Annotated in this window: 13 protein-coding genes; 2 read left to right on the top strand and 11 right to left on the bottom strand. The window is 63.2% G+C overall.

Annotation, left to right across the window (positions count from 1 at the left end; genetic code table 11):
* Positions 1 to 12 precede the first annotated feature (12 nt).
* On the top strand, positions 13 to 351 hold the full coding sequence (locus tag QZ634_RS08820) for a tetratricopeptide repeat protein (protein WP_043563746.1): 339 nt from the start codon (positions 13 to 15) through the stop codon (positions 349 to 351).
* Between the two features lie 6 nt (positions 352 to 357).
* On the opposite strand, the gene QZ634_RS08825 is transcribed toward QZ634_RS08820, so the two are convergent.
* From QZ634_RS08825 to QZ634_RS08865, 9 genes are all read right to left on the bottom strand, one after another.
* The gene (locus QZ634_RS08825; protein ID WP_291987315.1) at positions 358 to 1,194 is read right to left on the bottom strand and encodes an SPOR domain-containing protein; all 837 of its coding nucleotides are present in this window, start codon (positions 1,192 to 1,194) and stop codon (positions 358 to 360) included.
* 20 nt (positions 1,195 to 1,214) lie between these two features.
* Positions 1,215 to 1,913, bottom strand: coding sequence for a DUF2802 domain-containing protein (locus tag QZ634_RS08830; protein WP_291987317.1), 699 nt, complete (start codon positions 1,911 to 1,913; stop codon positions 1,215 to 1,217).
* 242 nt (positions 1,914 to 2,155) lie between these two features.
* Positions 2,156 to 3,358, bottom strand: coding sequence for an acetyl-CoA C-acyltransferase (locus QZ634_RS08835; RefSeq protein ID WP_291987319.1), 1,203 nt, complete (start codon positions 3,356 to 3,358; stop codon positions 2,156 to 2,158).
* Positions 3,359 to 3,386: 28 nt separating this feature from the next.
* Positions 3,387 to 5,774 carry a 3-hydroxyacyl-CoA dehydrogenase/enoyl-CoA hydratase family protein gene (locus QZ634_RS08840; protein WP_291987321.1) on the bottom strand — a complete coding sequence of 796 codons (2,388 nt, stop codon included), beginning with the start codon at positions 5,772 to 5,774 and terminating at the stop codon, positions 3,387 to 3,389.
* A gap of 222 nt (positions 5,775 to 5,996) precedes the next feature.
* Positions 5,997 to 7,310 carry an outer membrane protein transport protein gene (locus tag QZ634_RS08845; protein ID WP_291987323.1) on the bottom strand — a complete coding sequence of 438 codons (1,314 nt, stop codon included), beginning with the start codon at positions 7,308 to 7,310 and terminating at the stop codon, positions 5,997 to 5,999.
* 380 nt (positions 7,311 to 7,690) lie between these two features.
* Entirely contained in the window at positions 7,691 to 9,619 is a 1,929-nt protein-coding gene (locus tag QZ634_RS08850) for a 3-hydroxyacyl-CoA dehydrogenase NAD-binding domain-containing protein (protein WP_291987325.1), read from the bottom strand.
* 31 nt (positions 9,620 to 9,650) lie between these two features.
* Complete coding sequence (locus QZ634_RS08855) at positions 9,651 to 10,940, bottom strand: acetyl-CoA C-acetyltransferase (RefSeq protein ID WP_291987327.1); 1,290 nt, start codon at positions 10,938 to 10,940, stop codon at positions 9,651 to 9,653.
* A 58-nt stretch (positions 10,941 to 10,998) separates the two neighbouring features.
* Positions 10,999 to 13,350: an acyl-CoA dehydrogenase gene (locus QZ634_RS08860; RefSeq protein ID WP_291987329.1), complete on the bottom strand. Its 2,352-nt coding sequence runs from the start codon at positions 13,348 to 13,350 to the stop codon at positions 10,999 to 11,001.
* Complete coding sequence (locus QZ634_RS08865) at positions 13,347 to 14,126, bottom strand: TetR/AcrR family transcriptional regulator (protein WP_291987331.1); 780 nt, start codon at positions 14,124 to 14,126, stop codon at positions 13,347 to 13,349. Before QZ634_RS08865 ends, QZ634_RS08860 begins: the two co-directional genes overlap by 4 nt.
* A gap of 241 nt (positions 14,127 to 14,367) precedes the next feature.
* Between QZ634_RS08865 and QZ634_RS08870 the strand changes: the two genes are divergently transcribed.
* Positions 14,368 to 16,179, top strand: a complete 1,812-nt coding sequence (locus QZ634_RS08870) for an ABC transporter ATP-binding protein/permease (protein WP_291987333.1) — start codon at positions 14,368 to 14,370, stop codon at positions 16,177 to 16,179.
* A 154-nt stretch (positions 16,180 to 16,333) separates the two neighbouring features.
* Here the strand turns inward: QZ634_RS08870 and rplQ are convergent, their stop codons facing one another.
* On the bottom strand, positions 16,334 to 16,723 hold the full coding sequence (gene rplQ, locus QZ634_RS08875) for a 50S ribosomal protein L17 (protein ID WP_291987335.1): 390 nt from the start codon (positions 16,721 to 16,723) through the stop codon (positions 16,334 to 16,336).
* Positions 16,724 to 16,753: 30 nt separating this feature from the next.
* Positions 16,754 to 17,728, bottom strand: coding sequence for a DNA-directed RNA polymerase subunit alpha (rpoA, locus tag QZ634_RS08880; protein ID WP_291981444.1), 975 nt, complete (start codon positions 17,726 to 17,728; stop codon positions 16,754 to 16,756).
* Between the last annotated feature and the right edge of the window lie 10 nt (positions 17,729 to 17,738).

Consider the following 17,738-nt stretch of genomic DNA (forward strand, 5'->3'; position numbering starts at 1 on the left):
AGGAGAGTGTAAATGAGCACTGCAATCATCGCCAATCTCGAAAAACTGCTCGACGGTCCGCGCGACGGCGCCCTGCTCCGCTATTCGCTGGGCAACGAGCACCTAAAGACCGGCGATTTCGAACAGGCCGCCCGGCGCTTGCGTGAGGCGGTCGAACGTGACGCGACCTACTCCGCCGCCTGGAAGCTGCTCGGCAAGGCACTCAGCGCAGGCGCTCACCCACAGGAAGCCCTCGCCGCCTATGCACAGGGAATTGTCGTTGCCGAAGAAAAAGGCGACGTCCAGGCGGCCCGGGAGATGCGCGTTTTTTCCCGCCGCGTGCAGCAACAACTGTCGGCGACGAGCGACTGAAGCGGCCTAGGGTTTGCCGATCCGATGCACTGTACTGGGCACATCGATGCCCAGCTTGCCGAGTTTCCGGCGCGCCGCCTCGGCCTCGGCGCGACTCTTGAACGGGCCAATCTGCAAACGCGCCTCGACCGTCGCGGGAATCCCTTCCTGCGCCAGCCGCGTCTGCCACTCTTCGGCGAGAGCCAGATCGGAGAACAGCCCGGACTCGACGATGTAGCCCGACACCAGCCGCACTGCAACAGGAGCAGGCGCTTCGACCACCGGAGGCGGCGGCGCGGCAGCGCTTGCCGTGCCATCGCCTGGCTTCTTGACAGCGGGCGGCAGGGCCGGCGTCGCGGCGACACGCGGAGGGGGAGGGGGAGGAGGCGCCGAAAGGGCGCTGGGCTTTTCGCCAGCGGTGGCACCTGCCTTCGACAGCGGTCGCGTCTGCACGCTGGCGCCAGCCGTTTTCCTGGCAGCGCTTTCGCTACCGGCTTCGCTGTCGACTTCGCTGGCGACTTCGCTGCTCACTTCAGTGGTGGCGGACTCGGTGGTTACAGGCGGCGCGTCGAGCGGTGTTTCAGCCGGCGTCAGCGGCAGCACCGGATCTTTCTTCCGGACCGGTACCGGTTCGGTATACGGCTGCCCTGTAACCAGCGAATCATCCGGCGCGTTGGCATAATCGAACAACGCCAGCACGCCCAGGAGCGCCAGAATCATCAGACCGGCGAGTCCCATTCGCCAGAGCAGTTGACGCTTGAGATCGGCGCGCGCCTCGCCAGCTGGCTGAGCCGTGCCAGCGGCCGGCGCAACTTCAGCGCGGCTCGCCCCGGCCTTGGCCTTAGTCTCGTGTCGAGCCGCCATCTGCCACCCCTTCTCCTCTCTCAGCTTCCATCGTTGCGATTGCGCACCAAGGCCACGACCAGATCCGCCTCGGCACGAGCAATGCCGCATTTCTCGGCGATCGTCGCCGCGTCCTGCCCCTGAGCCGCCATCTGCATGGCATCATTGTACAGCGGCGAAGCGTCCTGGCCCGCCAACTCCGCGAAGCGCGAGACCTGCGCCAACTGGCGCCGGAAGTCTTCACGGGCGGCCAGCAGATCCTGGCGCAGGTCATCGACCTCGCAGCGCAGCTGATAGACGTCTTCCTGCAGCGTGTCGATCTGGGCCTGCCCGAGAATCTCCGCCGGAGGCTCGTTCCACGCGAAGTCAAGCTCGTCGGCGGCAACAGGCGCGGCCGGCTCCCGCGCGCCGGGCGATTCTGCGCCAACGCCGGAATCGGTGGCTTTGGCCTCGACCTCTGCTGGGCCTGGCTCTGGCGTCACTGCCGCGGCCACGTCCGCTTCCTGAATGCCGGTGTACGCAGCTACTGCCGACTGGGCAAGCGACGGTGACGGCATAGAAACCTTGAGCTCGTTCTGCAGGCGGCGCATGCGCAGAAAGATGACGACGATGTAAGACAAGAGGAGGACGATGACCAGAATCAAGCCTTCGCGCCAGCCCAGACCGCCCAGTAGCTCGAAATCCATTGCCCGCCCTAGTGACTGTGTTTGCCAGACATTATCCCGGAAACTGCCGGTCATCGCTCGCTTCGCCGCGTCGACCCCTGTGCCGCCACCTGCCCTGCGACGATTATGCCAGACACCTGCGTGGCGCCAATCGTCTTCTTGCCCCCTGGCGTGCCTGATGAGAACTGAAGCAAGCGACCGGTGAAGCGTACGGACGACGAGCGCGACCGCGACCCGCGCTGCGAACGCCCTGAAAAAAAAACCTCGCCCGGCGGGCGAGGCCTGCAAACCAACTTGCAGCAGGTTCTAGCGGAGATTTACTGGATGGACTCGAACAGCCCGGCGGCACCCATTCCGGTGCCGATACACATGGTCACCATGCCGTAACGCTGCCGGGTGCGTCGCAGCCCATGCAGCAGCGTCGCGGTTCTGACGGCGCCCGTCGCTCCCAGCGGGTGGCCAAGGGCAATCGCCCCGCCGAGCGGGTTGACTTTCGCCGGATCGAGGTCGAGCGTACGTATCACGGCCAGCGCCTGGGCGGCGAAGGCTTCGTTGAGCTCGAACCAGTCCACCGCGTCCTGGCGGATTCCGGCCTGTTTGAGCACCCGCGGAATCGCTTCGACGGGACCGATGCCCATGATCTCGGGGGCCACGCCAGCCACGGCAAAGCCGGCGAAACGCGCCAACGGCTGCAGATTGAACTCGTTGAGGATTTTTTCCGAAACGACGAGAACGGCCGCCGCGCCGTCGGACATCTGCGAACTGTTGCCGGCGGTGACCGAGCCGCGCGCGGCGAACACCGGCCGCAAGCGGGCGAGCCGCTCGACGCTGCTGTCCGAACGCGGGCCTTCGTCGTTCTCGGCCAGATACTCCATGAGTTGCACTTCGCCGGTGCGCAGATTCGGCTGCCGGGCAGTGACCGCGTACGGAGAAATCTCGGCCTTGAAATGCCCGGCAGCGATTGCCGCGCAGGCTTTCCGGTGCGAGGCGACGGCGAAGGCGTCCTGGTCTTCACGCGAAACCTGCCACTGCGCAGCGACTCTTTCGGCGGTGAGCCCCATCCCGAAGGCGATCGAGTAGTTCTCGTCCTTGGCGAAGATCGCCGGGTTGAGGGCGACCTTGTTGCCCATCATCTGGTTCATCAGCGACATCGTTTCGGTCCCCGCCGCGACCATCACCTCGGCTTCGCCGAGACGAATGCGATCGGCAGCCATGGCCACCGCCTGCACGCCGGAAGCGCAGAAGCGGTTCACGGTCACCCCGGGAACGGTATTCGGCATGCCGGCCAGCAACAGGCCGATACGGGCGACGTTCATCCCCTGTTCGGCCTCGGGCATCGCACAGCCGACGATCACGTCTTCGACCAGCACCGGGTCGATTTCCGGCGCCTGCGCCAGCACCGAGGCGATGGCGTGCGCCAGCATGTCGTCGGGCCGAACGTGCCCGAGCATGCCCTTGCGTCGGCCGACCGGCAAACGCGTGGCGGCGACGATGTAAGCGTCCTGAATCTGTTTGCTCATGATCTGTTCTCCTTGCTTGCTCGGTGGGTCAGTTGCGTAGCGCTTTGCCGGTGGCCAGCATGTGCTGGATGCGCTGCTGCGTCTTCTCGTTCTTCAGCAGCGCGACGAAGAGCTGGCGCTCGACACTCAGCAGCCATTGCTCGTCGACCAGAGATCCGGTCTCGACGTCGCCACCGCAGAGCGCCGTGGCTGCTGCTTTGGCGACGGCGTAGTCGTGTGCCGAGATCATGCCGCCTTCCTTCATGTTGACCAGCATCATTTCGCAGTTGGCAATTCCGGTGCGCCCGGCAACCTTGATCTGACGCGGCGACAAACGCGGGTAATAGCCGGCCTCGGCAAGTCCGCGTGCCTCGCGCAGGGCGACGTAAAGCAGTTCGTTGGCGTTGAAGACGATCTTGTCCGCATCGACGGCGAAGCCGAGCTCCCTGGCCTGGGCGCCGCTCTTCGACACCGTCGCCATGGCGATGGTCATGAAGACCGGCTGGAGGAACTCGAAGGGGTCGTTGCCGGCGGTTCTTGCCGCATGCTGCGCGGCGCGAATGGCGAACTCCTTGCAGCCACCGCCGGCCGGGATCAGACCGACGCCGGCTTCGACCAGACCGATGTAGCTTTCCAGCGCAATCACTCGCTTCGCAGCGTGCATCAGAAACTCGCAGCCACCACCGAGCGCCATGCCCTGGACCGCGGCAATCACTGGCACCTTGGCGTACTTCAGGGCCATCGACGTGTTCTGAAACTCGGCGACGTATTTTTCGAGCAGATCGAACTGACCCGCGGCGATCGCTTCGGCGACCTCCTTGAGGTTGGCACCGAAGGCAAACGGCGCCTCGTGCCAGAGCACCAGGGCACTATAATCGGCTTCGGCACGAGCCACGGCTTCCTGCAAGCCAACGATCACCTCGCGTCCGAGCGTGTGGTTCCTGGTCTTGACGCTGACGATGGCGATGCCGTCGTCGACCTTCGGCAGCGTCCACAGACGAACACCGTCGTTCTCCCAGACCGTCGCGCCGCTCACCGCCTCTTCGCTCAAGATCCGCTCGGGAAAAATCTGCCGCTGATAGACGGGCAGCGGCGAACGCGCGTGATAGGCGTCGGCACTCGCCGAGTAAGAGCCCTGTGGCGTGTGCGGGCCCTTTTCGGCGACCTGGCCAAAGACCCACGCCGGCAGCGCTGCCGAACTCATCGCGTGGCCGGCGTCGACGTCGGCCTTGACCGCTTCGGCAATCGCCTTCCAGCCGGCTGCCTGCCAGCTTTCGAAGGGTCCCTGCGCCCAGCCAAAGCCCCAACGCATCGCGAAATCGAGATCGCGGGCGTTATCGGCAATTTCGGCGAGGTGGAAAGCGGCGTAATGAAAGATGTCGCGAAAAATGGCCCACAGGAAGCGGGCCTGCGGATGCGTGCTGGCGCGCAGTTGCGCGAATTTCGCGGCCGGATCGCGATTCTTGAGGATCGCCAGAACCTGCGGGTCGATTTCGGCGCCGCTTTCTCGATAATCCTGCGCCGCAAGATCGAGCACCTTGATCGCCCGCCCGTCCTTGCGGAAGATTCCGCAACGCGTCTTCTGGCCAAGCGCACCCTTGCCGATCAGTGCTGCCAGCCATGCCGGTACCGCGTAATGGCCGTGCCAGGGGTCGTCGGGCAAGGTGTCCTGCATGGTCTTGATGACGTGTGCCAGCGTGTCGAGTCCGACGACGTCGGCGGTGCGGTAGGTGGCGCTCTTCGGACGGCCAATGAGCGGACCGGTGAGCGCATCGACGACGTCGAAACCGAGCCCCAGGCGCTCGGTGTGATGCATCACCGCCAGGATCGAGAAGACGCCGACACGATTGGCGACGAAGTTCGGCGTATCGCGCGCGCGCACGATTCCCTTGCCGAGACGCGAGACCAGCCACGATTCGAGATTGTCGAGCAGCGCCGGGTAGGTGGTCTCGGTGGCGATCAGTTCGACCAGATGCATGTAGCGCGGCGGATTGAAGAAATGGATGCCGCAGAAACGCGAGCGCAAGGCCTCGGGCAGCGCGTCGGACAGGCGGTTGATCGACAGACCCGAGGTATTCGAAGCAATGATCGCGCCGGGGGAGACGAAGGGCGCGATCTGGCGATAGAGATCGTCTTTCCACTCGCTCTTCTCGGCGATCGCTTCGATGATCAGGTCGCAGTCGCGCAGTTGTTCAAGGTGCTGCGCGTAGTTGGCGGCGTCGATGTAGGCAACGCGGTCCTTGCTGGCCAGCGGCGACGGCTCGAGCTTGCGCAGTGCGTCGATGGCGCGGTTGACGATTCCGTTGGTGTCGCCTTCCCTGGCGGGCAGGTCGAAAAGCAGCACCGGCACTTCGGCGTTGGCCAGATGCGCGGCGATCTGCGCGCCCATCACCCCCGCCCCGAGTACGGCGGCCTTGCGTACGATGAAGTTGCTCAAGATGTCCTCCTGTTCCTGTCTGTTTATCGACGCCCGTCGGGAAAGCCCCGCCGCGCTAATGCACAAAAAAGTCATCAAACGAACGTTTGAATTATACCTGGCCAATGGCCTTCGTCAACAGGAACACGGGCGCCAAGCCTTCACGCCACCCGCATTGAGCGTGGCGAGCATGCGAAAAAAAACCCCGGAGACCGGGGTTTTCGTGTGCGCTGTGCCGCCTGATCAGAACGCCATGGAGTACTGCGCACCGAGAATCCAGACGCTGGAATCGTAGTTGCCGATAACCGTACCACGCCCTTGCGCAGTCTCGTTCTGGTTGATCTTCGTATTCGGGATGTACAGGTAGGCCGCACCCACTTCGAGAGTCTGCTCCTTGGCGGGCTTCCATTGCGTTCCGACAGTGAACCAGGTGCGATCGTTGTCGGGCAGGGACGTCAGCCGCGTGCTCGCACTCTTGACCGGAGTCTGGTCGTAGGCAATTCCGAACATGAACTTTATCGCGTCCGTGTACTTGTAGTTGGCGCCCAGTGCTACCCGATAAGTGTTCTGGAAATCGGCGTGCAGAATCTGCGCTGCGCTGCCCGAGAGAACTCCCGAGGTGCGCATGATGTCGACATCCTGAATCGAACTCCAGCCGGTCCAGGACACATCGCCCAACATCTCCCAGCGGTCGCTCAGCTGCTGCGAGACGCTCAGAATGAAGGTGTCCGGTACCTTGAGGTCCGCTTCAACGTCGCTCGCCCCGCCGAAGTTAATCAGGGTGTTTGCCGTCGTGTTGCCCAGCGTCGTGCCGTCACCACTGAGCTTGACCTTCCCGTCGGTATGGTACTGAATCGCCGAACGATACGAGAGCCCGACCTTGGTTGACGGTGAGAGGGTGAACAAAACGCCGATGTTCCAGCCCCAGGCATCGTCACTGAGGCTCATGTGGCTTTCCACCCCCGCCCGACCCGGTGTAACCGCTACCTGCCGATAGTACTCGGCTTCTATCTTCTGCCAGCTGAAGCCGGCACCCAGCGACACCTTTTCGTTGACCCGATAGGCGATCGACGGGTTGATGTTGATCGTTTTGATATCGAACTCGTCGGACTGGGCGCTGCCCCGCCAGAACTTGTCGTACTGGGTGGCATTGCCGAAAGGCCCGCTCAGGCCCACCCCTATATAGAGGTCCTTGTTTACCGCCCAGGAAAGATAGCCGTTGGGAATGAAGGCCCAGCCGCCCGCATCGCCGCCATCACCCGCACCTGCCGCCCCACCCGCGCTGAATACGCCAACCGTGGAACCTTTGTCGTTGAACTTGAAGCTTGGCCGCACGGCCGTCAAACCGCCGGAAACTTCGCGCGCCTGCAGCTGCGTCATACCCGCCGGATTCCAGAAAATCGTGCTGGCGTCGCTGGACTTGGCCGCAGAACCCGCGTAGGCATTGCCAAGGCCACTGCCCGCCTCGAGCAACTGAAAACCAGAGGCGCTCGCGGCACCCGAAAACGCCACCAGAAGCAGTGCCGGAAGCACCTTCATCGAAATCTGCCGTGCCATTTTGTCTTCCCCCTTGAATGTGATCTAAGCGTCGCTTTTTCGCCACAGCTAAATGCCCATCTACAAGCACATGCTAAGACCAACGGCCAGAAAAATCTCGAACTACGCGATGTTTGACGGCGTTCGGCCGCCTCCATGTTGCTTAATTGCAACACAGACGAGCAGTGCTTCGGTAAGGCTGCTTCGGTTTCGACCATTTCGGAAAAGACGCTCACCAAGTCGCCGACCGGCAGCCGCTGTGGTGGCAAGGAAAAGAATTCACGGCGACCGTCGCAGGCCGGCGGCGCGCCTTGAGCAGTGCGGGAATCGCCCCTCCCATATCGGCAGCTATCGGCATCCTCCGCAGAATCGCCTGCCTGTCCGCCAAGAGGAAAATGGTGTCAGCCCTTCGCGCTTTTCAAGTAATTCAGCGGCCCACCGGTAAACGGCGCGAAACCGGTACCGAAGATGACGCCGGCGTCAGCCAGATCGGCGTCGGCGACGATGCCGTCGCCGACCAGCTCCTGCGTTCGTGCAATCAAGGGCGCGACGAGCCGCTCGGCAAGACCGGCAGGCACCGTACCGGCCACGCCCTTGGCCGCTTTTCCTTGCGCGTAATCATAGAAACCCCGGCCAGTCTTCTTGCCGAGCTGACCGGCGTCGAAGCGCTCGCGCAGGCAGCGCGGTGCCTCGGCGGCACCGCCAGCCAGGCTCTTGCCGGCGGCCATGGCGACGTCGAGGCCGACCATATCGACCAGCTCGATCGGCCCCATCGGCATGCCGAAGGCGAGCATCGCCTCGTCGACGGTCTCCGGCGCCAGCCCCTCGTCGACGGCGCGCATCGCCTCGAGCATATAGGGTCCAAGAACGGCATTGACCAGAAATCCTGGTGCGCTCCTGACCGGCAACGGCAAGCGATCGATCTGCCGGACGAAAGCACTGCCACGCGCCAGCGTTTCGGCGTCGGCCCCGGCGGCGGCAACGACTTCGACCAGCGGCATCCTGGCCACCGGATTGAAGAAGTGAATGCCAATCAGGCGTCCCGGCTGGCTTATGCCGCTGTTCAGGTCCTCGATCCTCAGGCTGGAGGTATTGGTCGCCAGCACCGCGTCGGGCTTGATCACCGCGTCTAGCCGCTCGAGCAAGGCGCGCTTGGCGTCGAGATTTTCGAAGATGGCCTCGATCACCACATCGGCACTCCGTGCGCCATGCCCTTCGGGGTCGGGAATGAGGCGATCCATGGCGTTGCGCAGCTCGTGCGGATCCCTGATCCGCTTCGCGTAAGCGGCGTAGGCGCGTTGCAAGGCTGGAGCAATGCGCTCCATTCCCTGATCCTCCAGGGTCACCGTCAACCCACGCAGCGCGCACCAGGCGGCGATGTCGCCCCCCATCACGCCGGCACCAACGACGTGCACCCGCCTAGCCTGGTGCGCACTCGCTTTTCCGAAACCCTTGAGCCGCTCCTGCAGGAAGAAGACGCGCACCAGATTGCGGGCGGTCGGCGAACGGACAATGCTGTCGATCAGTTGCGGAGCGGCCAGCGCATTGCCGTGGTGCTTTTCCCAGATGTCGATGATGGCGTACGGCGCTGGGTAATGCTCGATCCGCGCGCGTTTGCCCACCTGCTTTCTTGCCCCGCGGGCGACCAGCGGGCGCAAGGGTCCGTTGAGCAGCCGTTGCAACAAGGGTGGACGGCGGCGGGGCTGATCAGAGAGCACCAGCAGCGCCGCGGCGTTCTCCATCACGCGCGCCGGCACGCACTCGTCGGCGAGACCAAGGCGCTTGGCGCGCCTGGCGTCGAGAGACTTGCCGGTGAGCATCATGTCCAGAGCGGCCTGCGGACCGATTCGTTCGGGCAGGCGCAACATTCCACCCCAGCCCGGAACGATGCCCAGCATCACCTCCGGCAGGCCAAGTCGTGTCGCCGGTTCGTCGACCACCAGCAGGTAGCGGCAGGCCAGCGCCAGTTCGAGGCCGCCGCCCAGGCAATGACCGCGCACCAGCGCCAGCGTCGGATAGCCGACCGTCGCCAGACGATTGAACAACTGCCAGCCGCGCTCGACCAGCGCAATGCCTTTTGCAGGCGTGTCGAGCTGCGTGAACTCCTGGATGTCGGCACCGGCGATGAAACCGGCCGCCTTCCCGGAGCGGAAAATGAGCCCCCTTGGCGGACTGCTGTCGAGTCGATCGAGCAGCAGCGCCAGTTCGTCCATGACCGCGCTGGACAGTGAATTGGTCGACTCGCCCGCCTTGTCCAGCGTCGCCCAGGCCAGGCCATCGGCGTCCACCTCGAACAGCCAGTTCCGATCGCTGTTGTCATTCCCGTTCATGCATTCTTCTCCTCTTTGCTGCTGGTCACCGTCAGGCAACGGTGTCGACCAGCATTGCCCCGCCCTGCCCACCGCCAATACAGATCGCCGCGATGCCGCGCCTGACCCTGGCCTGGCGCAAGGCATGCAGCAGGTGCAGGACGATGCGCGCGCCGGAAGCGCCAACCGGATGACCGACGGCCACCGCGCCGCCATCGACGTTGAGGCGACCCCGCGGCAGAGAGCCAAGGGCTTGCGCCAGGCCAAGCTGTTCACCGCAGTACTCGTCCGACTCCCAGGCAGCGAGACAGGCCAGCACCTGCGCGGCGAACGCTTCGTTGATTTCCCAGAGATCGATGTCGTCGAGCGCCAGTCCGTGCCGCTGCAGGATCGGCGTTGCCGCATGTACCGGACCCAGGCCCATCTGCGCCGGATCGAGACCCGCCCATTGACTGTCGGTGATGCGCCCGAGCGGCTCGAGCTGCCACCGCTCGACGGCAGCCTGCGAAGCGAGGATCAGCCAGGCGGCACCATCGGAGATCTGCGAGCTGTTACCCGGCGTGACGCGCCCATAGCGCCGATCGAAGAATGGCTTGAGCCGGCTCAGACCGGCGACGTTCGAATCGGCACGCACACCGTCGTCGTCGCCATAGACCCGGCCTTGGGCATCGACCAGCGGGACGATCTCGCCGAGACGTCCACCCGCACGTGCGGCGACGGCACGCTGGTGACTGCCAACGCTGAACTGATCCATCTGCTGGCGCGAAATGGCAAAACGCCAGGCGAGGTTCTCGGCCGTCTGCCCCATCAGCAAGCCGATGTTCGGATCGGTCAGGCCTTTCAGCAGACCAATCACCGGCGAGAAAAGTTGTCCCGGGCGCAGCCTGGCCAGGACGCCGGCCCTCTGGCCGACGGTCTTTGCCTGCATCATCTGCGCGAACCAGCGTACCATCGCTTGCGAATACAGCAGCGGCGCATGCGACAGGGCATCGACGCCACCGGCGAGGACCAGCTGCGAGCGTCCGTTCTGGATATTGCCGATCGCCGAATCGAGCGCCTGCATGCCGCTGGCACAGTTGCGCATCACCGTCCAGCCCGGCACCTTGTGGCCGCAACCCAGGCGCAGAGCAACGACGCGGCCGATATTTACCTCGTCCGGGGAAGGGCTGGCGCAGCCGAGGATCACTTCGTCGAGGTCGGTCGGTGCAAAGCGCTGACGGATCAGTAGCCCTCGCCCGGCCTGCACCGCCAGGTCGCTGGCCGAGAACGGCCCCGGCGCATTGCGCCCCTTGAGAAACGGCGTCCGCGCACCATCGACGACATACACCGGCTGGAATTCCATTTCGTCTCCTTTCCTGAAGCTCGCCACCGCTAGGCGACAGCGGTGCCCTTGATCCGCCCTATGCAGCGGCTTTGTGGATAACCGCCTCTTGCCGCGACTGGCCGAGATGGTGCGGAAAATCGTCGACGCGGATGACGATGTCACGCAACTCGTTGCGCCGCTTGAGCACCGCGTATTCGGCGGCGGTGACGATACCGGCAGCGAAAGCCGCGTGCGCCAGATCGCGGACGTTGGCGTCCGGGTTGTCGGCGAGCGCGCCGGCTTTTTCGGCTGCCCGAATCCTGGCCTCGATCGGCTCCGCCTCGATGGTCGCCAGCAGCGCCAGTTCGACGGCGCCGACGGGTTCGCTCGCAACTTTCGGCAGATAGGTTTCCGCGGTCAGCCGGTCACGCGCCGCAGACGGCTCGATCATCAGCTTGGCCACCTGGTGGCCGATGCGGTCCGACGGCACGTCGTAGGGATGGCCGAGCGGAAAAACGATGCGATAGAGCATGCTGCCGATCCAGCGCACGGGGAAATTGGCGATCACGCCGTCGAAAGCCATCTGCGCCTTGTACATGGTGTCCCACATCGCCCAGTGCATCAGCGGAGCGTCGGCCTGCTGACGCCCTTCCGACTCGTAACGCTTGAGCGTTGCGGAGCACAGATAGAGCATCGACAGGATGTCACCCAGCCGCGCCGAAAGCTTTTCCCGCCGCTTCAGTTCGCCACCGAGGACGAGCATCGAGATGTCGGCGAGGAAAGCGAAAGCCGACGAGAAGCGCGTCAGTTGCTGGTAGTAGCGCCTTGTCTCCGGCGCCACATTGGCCGGTACCGAGACGAAATGCGAGCCGGTCAAGCCCTTCGCCAGCGCACCGAAAGCGTGCTTGAGCGTGTACCCGGCGTGACCAAAAAAGGCCTCGTCGAAGTCAAGCAGGCCCTGCTCGGTATCCGGGTTGTAGGCCGCCTTCATCTCCTTCAGCACGTAGGGATGGCAACGGATGGCGCCCTGACCGAAGAGGATCATGCTGCGTGTCAGGATGTTGGCGCCTTCGACGGTGATGCCAATCGGCAGCTGCTGATAGGCACGGCCGATGAAGTTCGACGGGCCGAGACAGATTCCCTTGCCGCCAACGATATCCATGCCGTCATTGACCACCTGGCGAGCGCGCTCGGTGACGTGATATTTGGCGATCGCCGAAACTACCGACGGCCTCTCGCCGAGATCGATGGCGCCGGCGGTCATCTTGCGCACGGCGTCCATCATGTAGGTATAGGCACCGATACGGGTGAGCGGCTCTTCGACGCCCTCGAAGCGTCCGATGGCCATCTTGAACTGGCTGCGGACGCGCGCGTACCCGCCAACCGTACGGGCGGTCAGTTGCGCCATGCCGGCATTCGACGACGGCAGCGAGATCGAGCGCCCCGCGGCCAGACACTCCATGAGCATCCGCCAGCCGTGGCCGACCATCGCCGGGCCACCGATCACGTAGTCGAGAGGCATGAACACGTCCTTGCCACGCGTCGGGCCGTTCATGAACATGGCATTCAACGGCACGTGGCGGCGACCGATGTCGGCACCCGGCGTATCGCGCGGCACCAGCGCGCAGGTGATACCGATGTGCTTCTTGTCGCCGAGCAGAGCATCGGGGTCATAGAGGTGAAAGGCCAGACCAAGGAGGGTGCATACCGGGCCCAGCGTGATGTAGCGCTTGTCCCAGGTGACGCGCATCCCGAGCACTTCCTGGCCTTTCCAGACGCCCTTGCAAACGATGCCGACGTCGGGGATCGAGCCGGCGTCGGAGCCGGCCCAAGGGCTGGTCAAGGCGAAAGCCGGTACTTCGAGGCCCTTGGCCAGCCGCGGCAGGAAGTGATTTTTCTGCACATCGGTACCGTAATGCAGCAGCAGCTCGGCGGGGCCAAGCGAGTTGGGCACCATCACCGACACCGACAAGGCCGAGCAACGCGTCGACAGCTTGGTGACTACCTGCGAATGTGCGAAGGCAGAGAACTCCAGGCCACCGTATTGCTTCGGGATGATCATCCCGAGAAAGCCCTTGTCCTTGATGTATTGCCACGCTTCCGGTGACATGTCGAAGTCTTCGCTGGTCACCTTCCAGTCATCGACCAGCGCGCAGGCGTGCTCAACTTCATTGTCCATGAAGGACTGCTCGGCAGGGCTGAGTTCCGGCACGGGATAAGCCAGCAGCTTGTTCCAGTCGGGATCGCCACGGAACAGTTCCCCGTCCCACCACACCGTGCCGGCCTCCAGTGCGTCGCGCTCGGTGTCCGACATCTGCGGCAGAATGCGCTTGTAGGTGGCGAAGACACGACGGCTGATCAACGCTTGTCGCCAGGGACGAACGCTGACCAGTACGGTAATGCTCACCAGAGTGACGCCGATGAGCAGCATGATGATCGTGGTGATCATGGCTGTTTCTCCTGTAAATGATTTGCGGTCCGAGGGTCCCGGTCACCTTCGCTGGGCGGCACGGGTGAAGCTGTCGAGGAGTCCGGGCCCGACGGCAGTGGAGCGCGCAGGCCGCCGAGCAGAAAAGGCATCAAGCGCTGGGCGAGGCGTCTGGCCAGCGTGGCGTCGTCGACGGTGTCAGCCGCCCCCTCGCCGGCCAGGTCGCCCAACTCGCAGCCGGTGACCACCCGCAGCACATCCGTACCGGCGATGGCGTAGGACATGGCGCCCAGCATGAAATGCAGCCGCCAGACGATCTCGGCTTTCGGGACGTCCGGCAAGGCGTTGTACAAAGCCTGTTTGTAGCGGTCGATCACTTCCGCGTATTCGCTGGCAAAGAAGGTGCGGATGAACTCCGCCGGCTCGGTCAGGGTGCGGCCAAGCAGGCGCAGGAAAGTCATTCCGCCAAGCGATGGGTGCTCACCAATGCGCAACAGCGTGCCAAAAAAGGCTTCGAGGATCTGCGAGGGTTTCAGCGGCGCGCCAGCGGCCTCTGCCTCGAGCGCGTCGAGCGCGTACAGGCGCTCCCGATTCAGCCAGCTGAGCCGGCGGCGGAAAACCTCGCGCAGCAGCGCCTCCTTGGAGCCGAAATGGTAGTTGACGGCCGCCAGGTTGACGTCAGCGCGGGTGGTGATCACGCGCATCGACGTCCCTTCATAGCCATGCTCCATGAACAGCCGCTCGGCCACATCCAGGATGCGTTCGCGAGTATCGTGATTGGTCTTCTGGTCGGACATGAGATCGCAGGCCCCAAAGTGTTCAGGCTTGAGTGCTTCGACGAACCGGGAGGAGCAGGATTGGCAAAATTGCCGACAGAGCCTGAGGACTAAGGCCTCGTTCAAACGTTCGTTTTAATGGTAGGGTGAGCTGCTGGCGAATGCAAGGCTTTTTTCCACCTTTCTGTGCCGGCCTCGAGACCCTCGGCGGCAACAGCAGGCATACTGCAGCGCTGGCCAACCACCATACGTCATCACTCACATGCGCCGTTCCGCCACTTCCAATGCAGCCCTCGATCGGCCACCGCCTGCCGACACGCATCTATGGCTGACACTGAACAAGCTCGTTCCGTATCTGTGGCAGTACAAATGGCGTGTCCTCCTGGCGCTTTCCTGCCTCTTCAGCGCCAAAGTGGCCAACGTCGCCGTACCCCTGGTTTTCAAGGACATGATCGATGCGCTGAGCAGCGAGCAGCAGGCTCTGGTTCTGCCGGCCCTGCTCCTCGCCCTCTACGGCGCGCTGCGTTTTTCCAGCACCCTGTTTACAGAATTGCGCGAAATCCTCTTCGCGCGCGTCACCCAACGCGCCGTTCGGCGCATTGCGCTGGAAGTCTTTCGCCACCTGCATGAGCTGTCGCTGCGCTTCCACCTGCATCGCGAAACCGGAGGGGTGTCGCGCGATATCGAACGTGGCAGCCGATCGATCTCCAATCTGATCAGCTACACGCTGTATTCGATCCTCCCGACGCTGGTCGAAATCGGCCTTGTCCTGGCCATCCTGTTTGCTCGCTACGACAGCGTCTTCGTCCTCATCACCCTCGCTTCACTGAGCGCCTACGTGTTGTTCACGGTAAAGGTGAGCAACTGGCGCATCGCCATCCGCCGCAAAGTCAATGAAACCGACTCGGCCGCCAATACGCGCGCCATCGATAGCCTGATCAACTACGAGACGGTCAAGTATTTCAACAACGAGGAATTTGAAGCGCACCGATACGACCAGCAGCTGCGTGACTGGGAAGACGCCGCGACGAAAAGCCGCATCTCCCTGTCCTGGCTGAACCTTGGTCAGCAGGTCAGTATCGCCCTCGGGGTGACGGCGATGATGTGGCGAGCCGCCGCCGGCGTCGTCGACGGCACGATGACCATCGGCGACCTGGTGCTGGTCAACGCCTTCCTGATTCAGCTCTACATGCCGCTCAACTTCCTTGGTGTCGTGTACCGGGAAATCCGACAATCGCTGACCGACATCGAACGTATGTTCGGTCTGCTCGAAGTCAACCGCGAAATCGCCGACGCACCTGCTGCCAGGGTCCTGCCGCCCGGTCCTGTGCAGGTCGATTTCGGCGCAGTAGACTTCTTCTATGAGGCGAACCGCCAGATTCTGCATGGCGTCGATTTCAATATTCCTGCCGGCGGAACCCTTGCCGTGGTCGGCGAGTCCGGCTCCGGAAAATCCACCCTGGCGCGCCTCCTGTACCGCTTCTACGACGTCAGTGGCGGTCACATCCGGATCAACGGCAGCGATTTGCGACAGCTTACGCAGGCCAGTCTGCGCGCCGCGATCGGCATTGTTCCGCAAGATACCGTGCTCTTCAACGACACCATCTACTACAACATCCAGTATGGCCGCCCGGACGCCAGCCACGACGAGGTGTTGGCCGCAGCTGCAGCCGCGCAACTCGCGCGTTTCGTCGAACAGCTCCCCGAGGGCTATTCAACGCGCGTCGGCGAACGGGGCCTCAAACTCTCCGGGGGCGAGAAACAGCGCGTGGCGATCGCCCGCGCACTGCTCAAGAACCCGCCCGTGTTGATTTTCGATGAAGCCACCTCGGCTCTCGACTCAAAAACCGAGAAAGCGATACAGGCCAGCCTCGACAACGCGGCCCGCGGGCGAACCACCCTCGTCATCGCTCACCGCCTGTCCACCATCATGAATGCTGACCAGATCCTGGTAATGGACGCTGGACGTATCGTCGAGCGTGGATCACACCCGCAACTGCTACAGGCAGGAGGCCTCTACGCGCAGATGTGGGAACTGCAGCAGCAGGAGGAGACGGCGCCAACAGCGGCGTAGCTCAGCGGTAGTGGCCGGGCGGGCCCTCCCACGGCGATCGGCCGACGACCACACACGTTTCGCATCGCGCTCAAGCAGGCAAAAAAAACCAGGCCGCAAGGCCTGGCTTTTTTTGCCTGCGGCTGGCATGCCGCCGGCCCGCGTGTCCCAAACTCTACTCGGCAACCACCGCAGCCGCCTCGGTTTCCGGCCGGTCCAGCAATTCGACCAGAGCCATCGGCGCGTTGTCGCCGACACGGAACCCACACTTCAGGATCCGTAGATAGCCACCATTGCGCGTCGCGAAACGCGGTCCGAGCTCATCGAACACCTTGACCACCATGTCGCGGTCACGCAGGCGATCGAACGCCAGGCGCCGGTTGGCAAGGCTTGGCTTTTTGCCAAGCGTGATGATCGGCTCGACCACCCGGCGAAGTTCCTTCGCCTTGGGCAGCGTCGTCCTGATCACCTCTTCACGCAGCAGCGATACGGTAATGTTGCGCAACATCGCCAGACGATGGGCGCTGGTACGATTCAGTTTGCGAAGACCCAAACGGTGACGCATATCAATTCCTTCCTGTTCTTGTCCGGCGACTTATTTCTCGAGCCCGGCCGGCGGCCAGTTCTCAAGCTTCATGCCCAGCGTCAGGCCACGTGCGGCCAACACTTCCTTGATTTCGTTAAGCGACTTGCGCCCGAGATTAGGCGTTTTGAGCAGTTCGTTCTCGGTCCGCTGAATCAGATCGCCAATGTAGTAGATATTTTCTGCTTTCAGACAATTCGCCGAACGCACAGTCAGCTCAAGATCGTCCACCGGGCGCAGCAGCAGCGGATCGACCTGCACCGTCTTCTGATACTCGACGGGCAAAGCCGTTCCAGCAAGATCGGCGAACACGGACAGTTGTTCCATCAGAATTCGAGCCGCGGTGCGGATCGCCTCTTCCGGTTCAATGGCTCCGTTGGTCTCAATCTCCATGATCAGCTTGTCGAGATCGGTACGTTGCTCGACACGAGCACTCTCGACCGTATAGCTGACCCGACGGACCGGGCTGAACGAGGCGTCGAGAACCAGCTTTCCGATGCTCTTTCCACTCTCGCCAAGGTCGCGAAGGTTACCCGCCAGGTAGCCCAGCGACCTCTCCACTTTCATTTCCATGGCCAGCTTGCCACCGGCTGAGAGGTGCGCAATCACGTGTTCCGGATTGATGATCTCGACGTCGTGAGAAACCTCGATATCCGCTGCTCGAACGACGCCCTTGCCTTCCTTGCCCAGACGAAGGACTACCTCTTCACGATTGTGCAACTTGAAGACCACGCCCTTGAGGTTGAGCAGGATATCGACAACATCCTCCTGAACGCCGTCGATCGACGAGTACTCGTGGAGAACCCCATCAATACTCACCTCGGTCAGCGCGTAGCCCGGCATCGACGAGAGCAGAATCCGCCGCAGCGCATTGCCCAGAGTATGCCCGTAACCGCGTTCAAACGGCTCCATGACCACCCGCGCATGCACCGGCGACAAGCTCTGCACATCGATGATGCGCGGTTTAAATAGTCCACTGCTTTGCATGTACTGTCCT

It is taken from the genome of Candidatus Accumulibacter sp. ACC007, from assembly GCF_907163205.1.
GTDB classification, from domain to species: Bacteria; Pseudomonadota; Gammaproteobacteria; order Burkholderiales; family Rhodocyclaceae; genus Accumulibacter; species Accumulibacter regalis.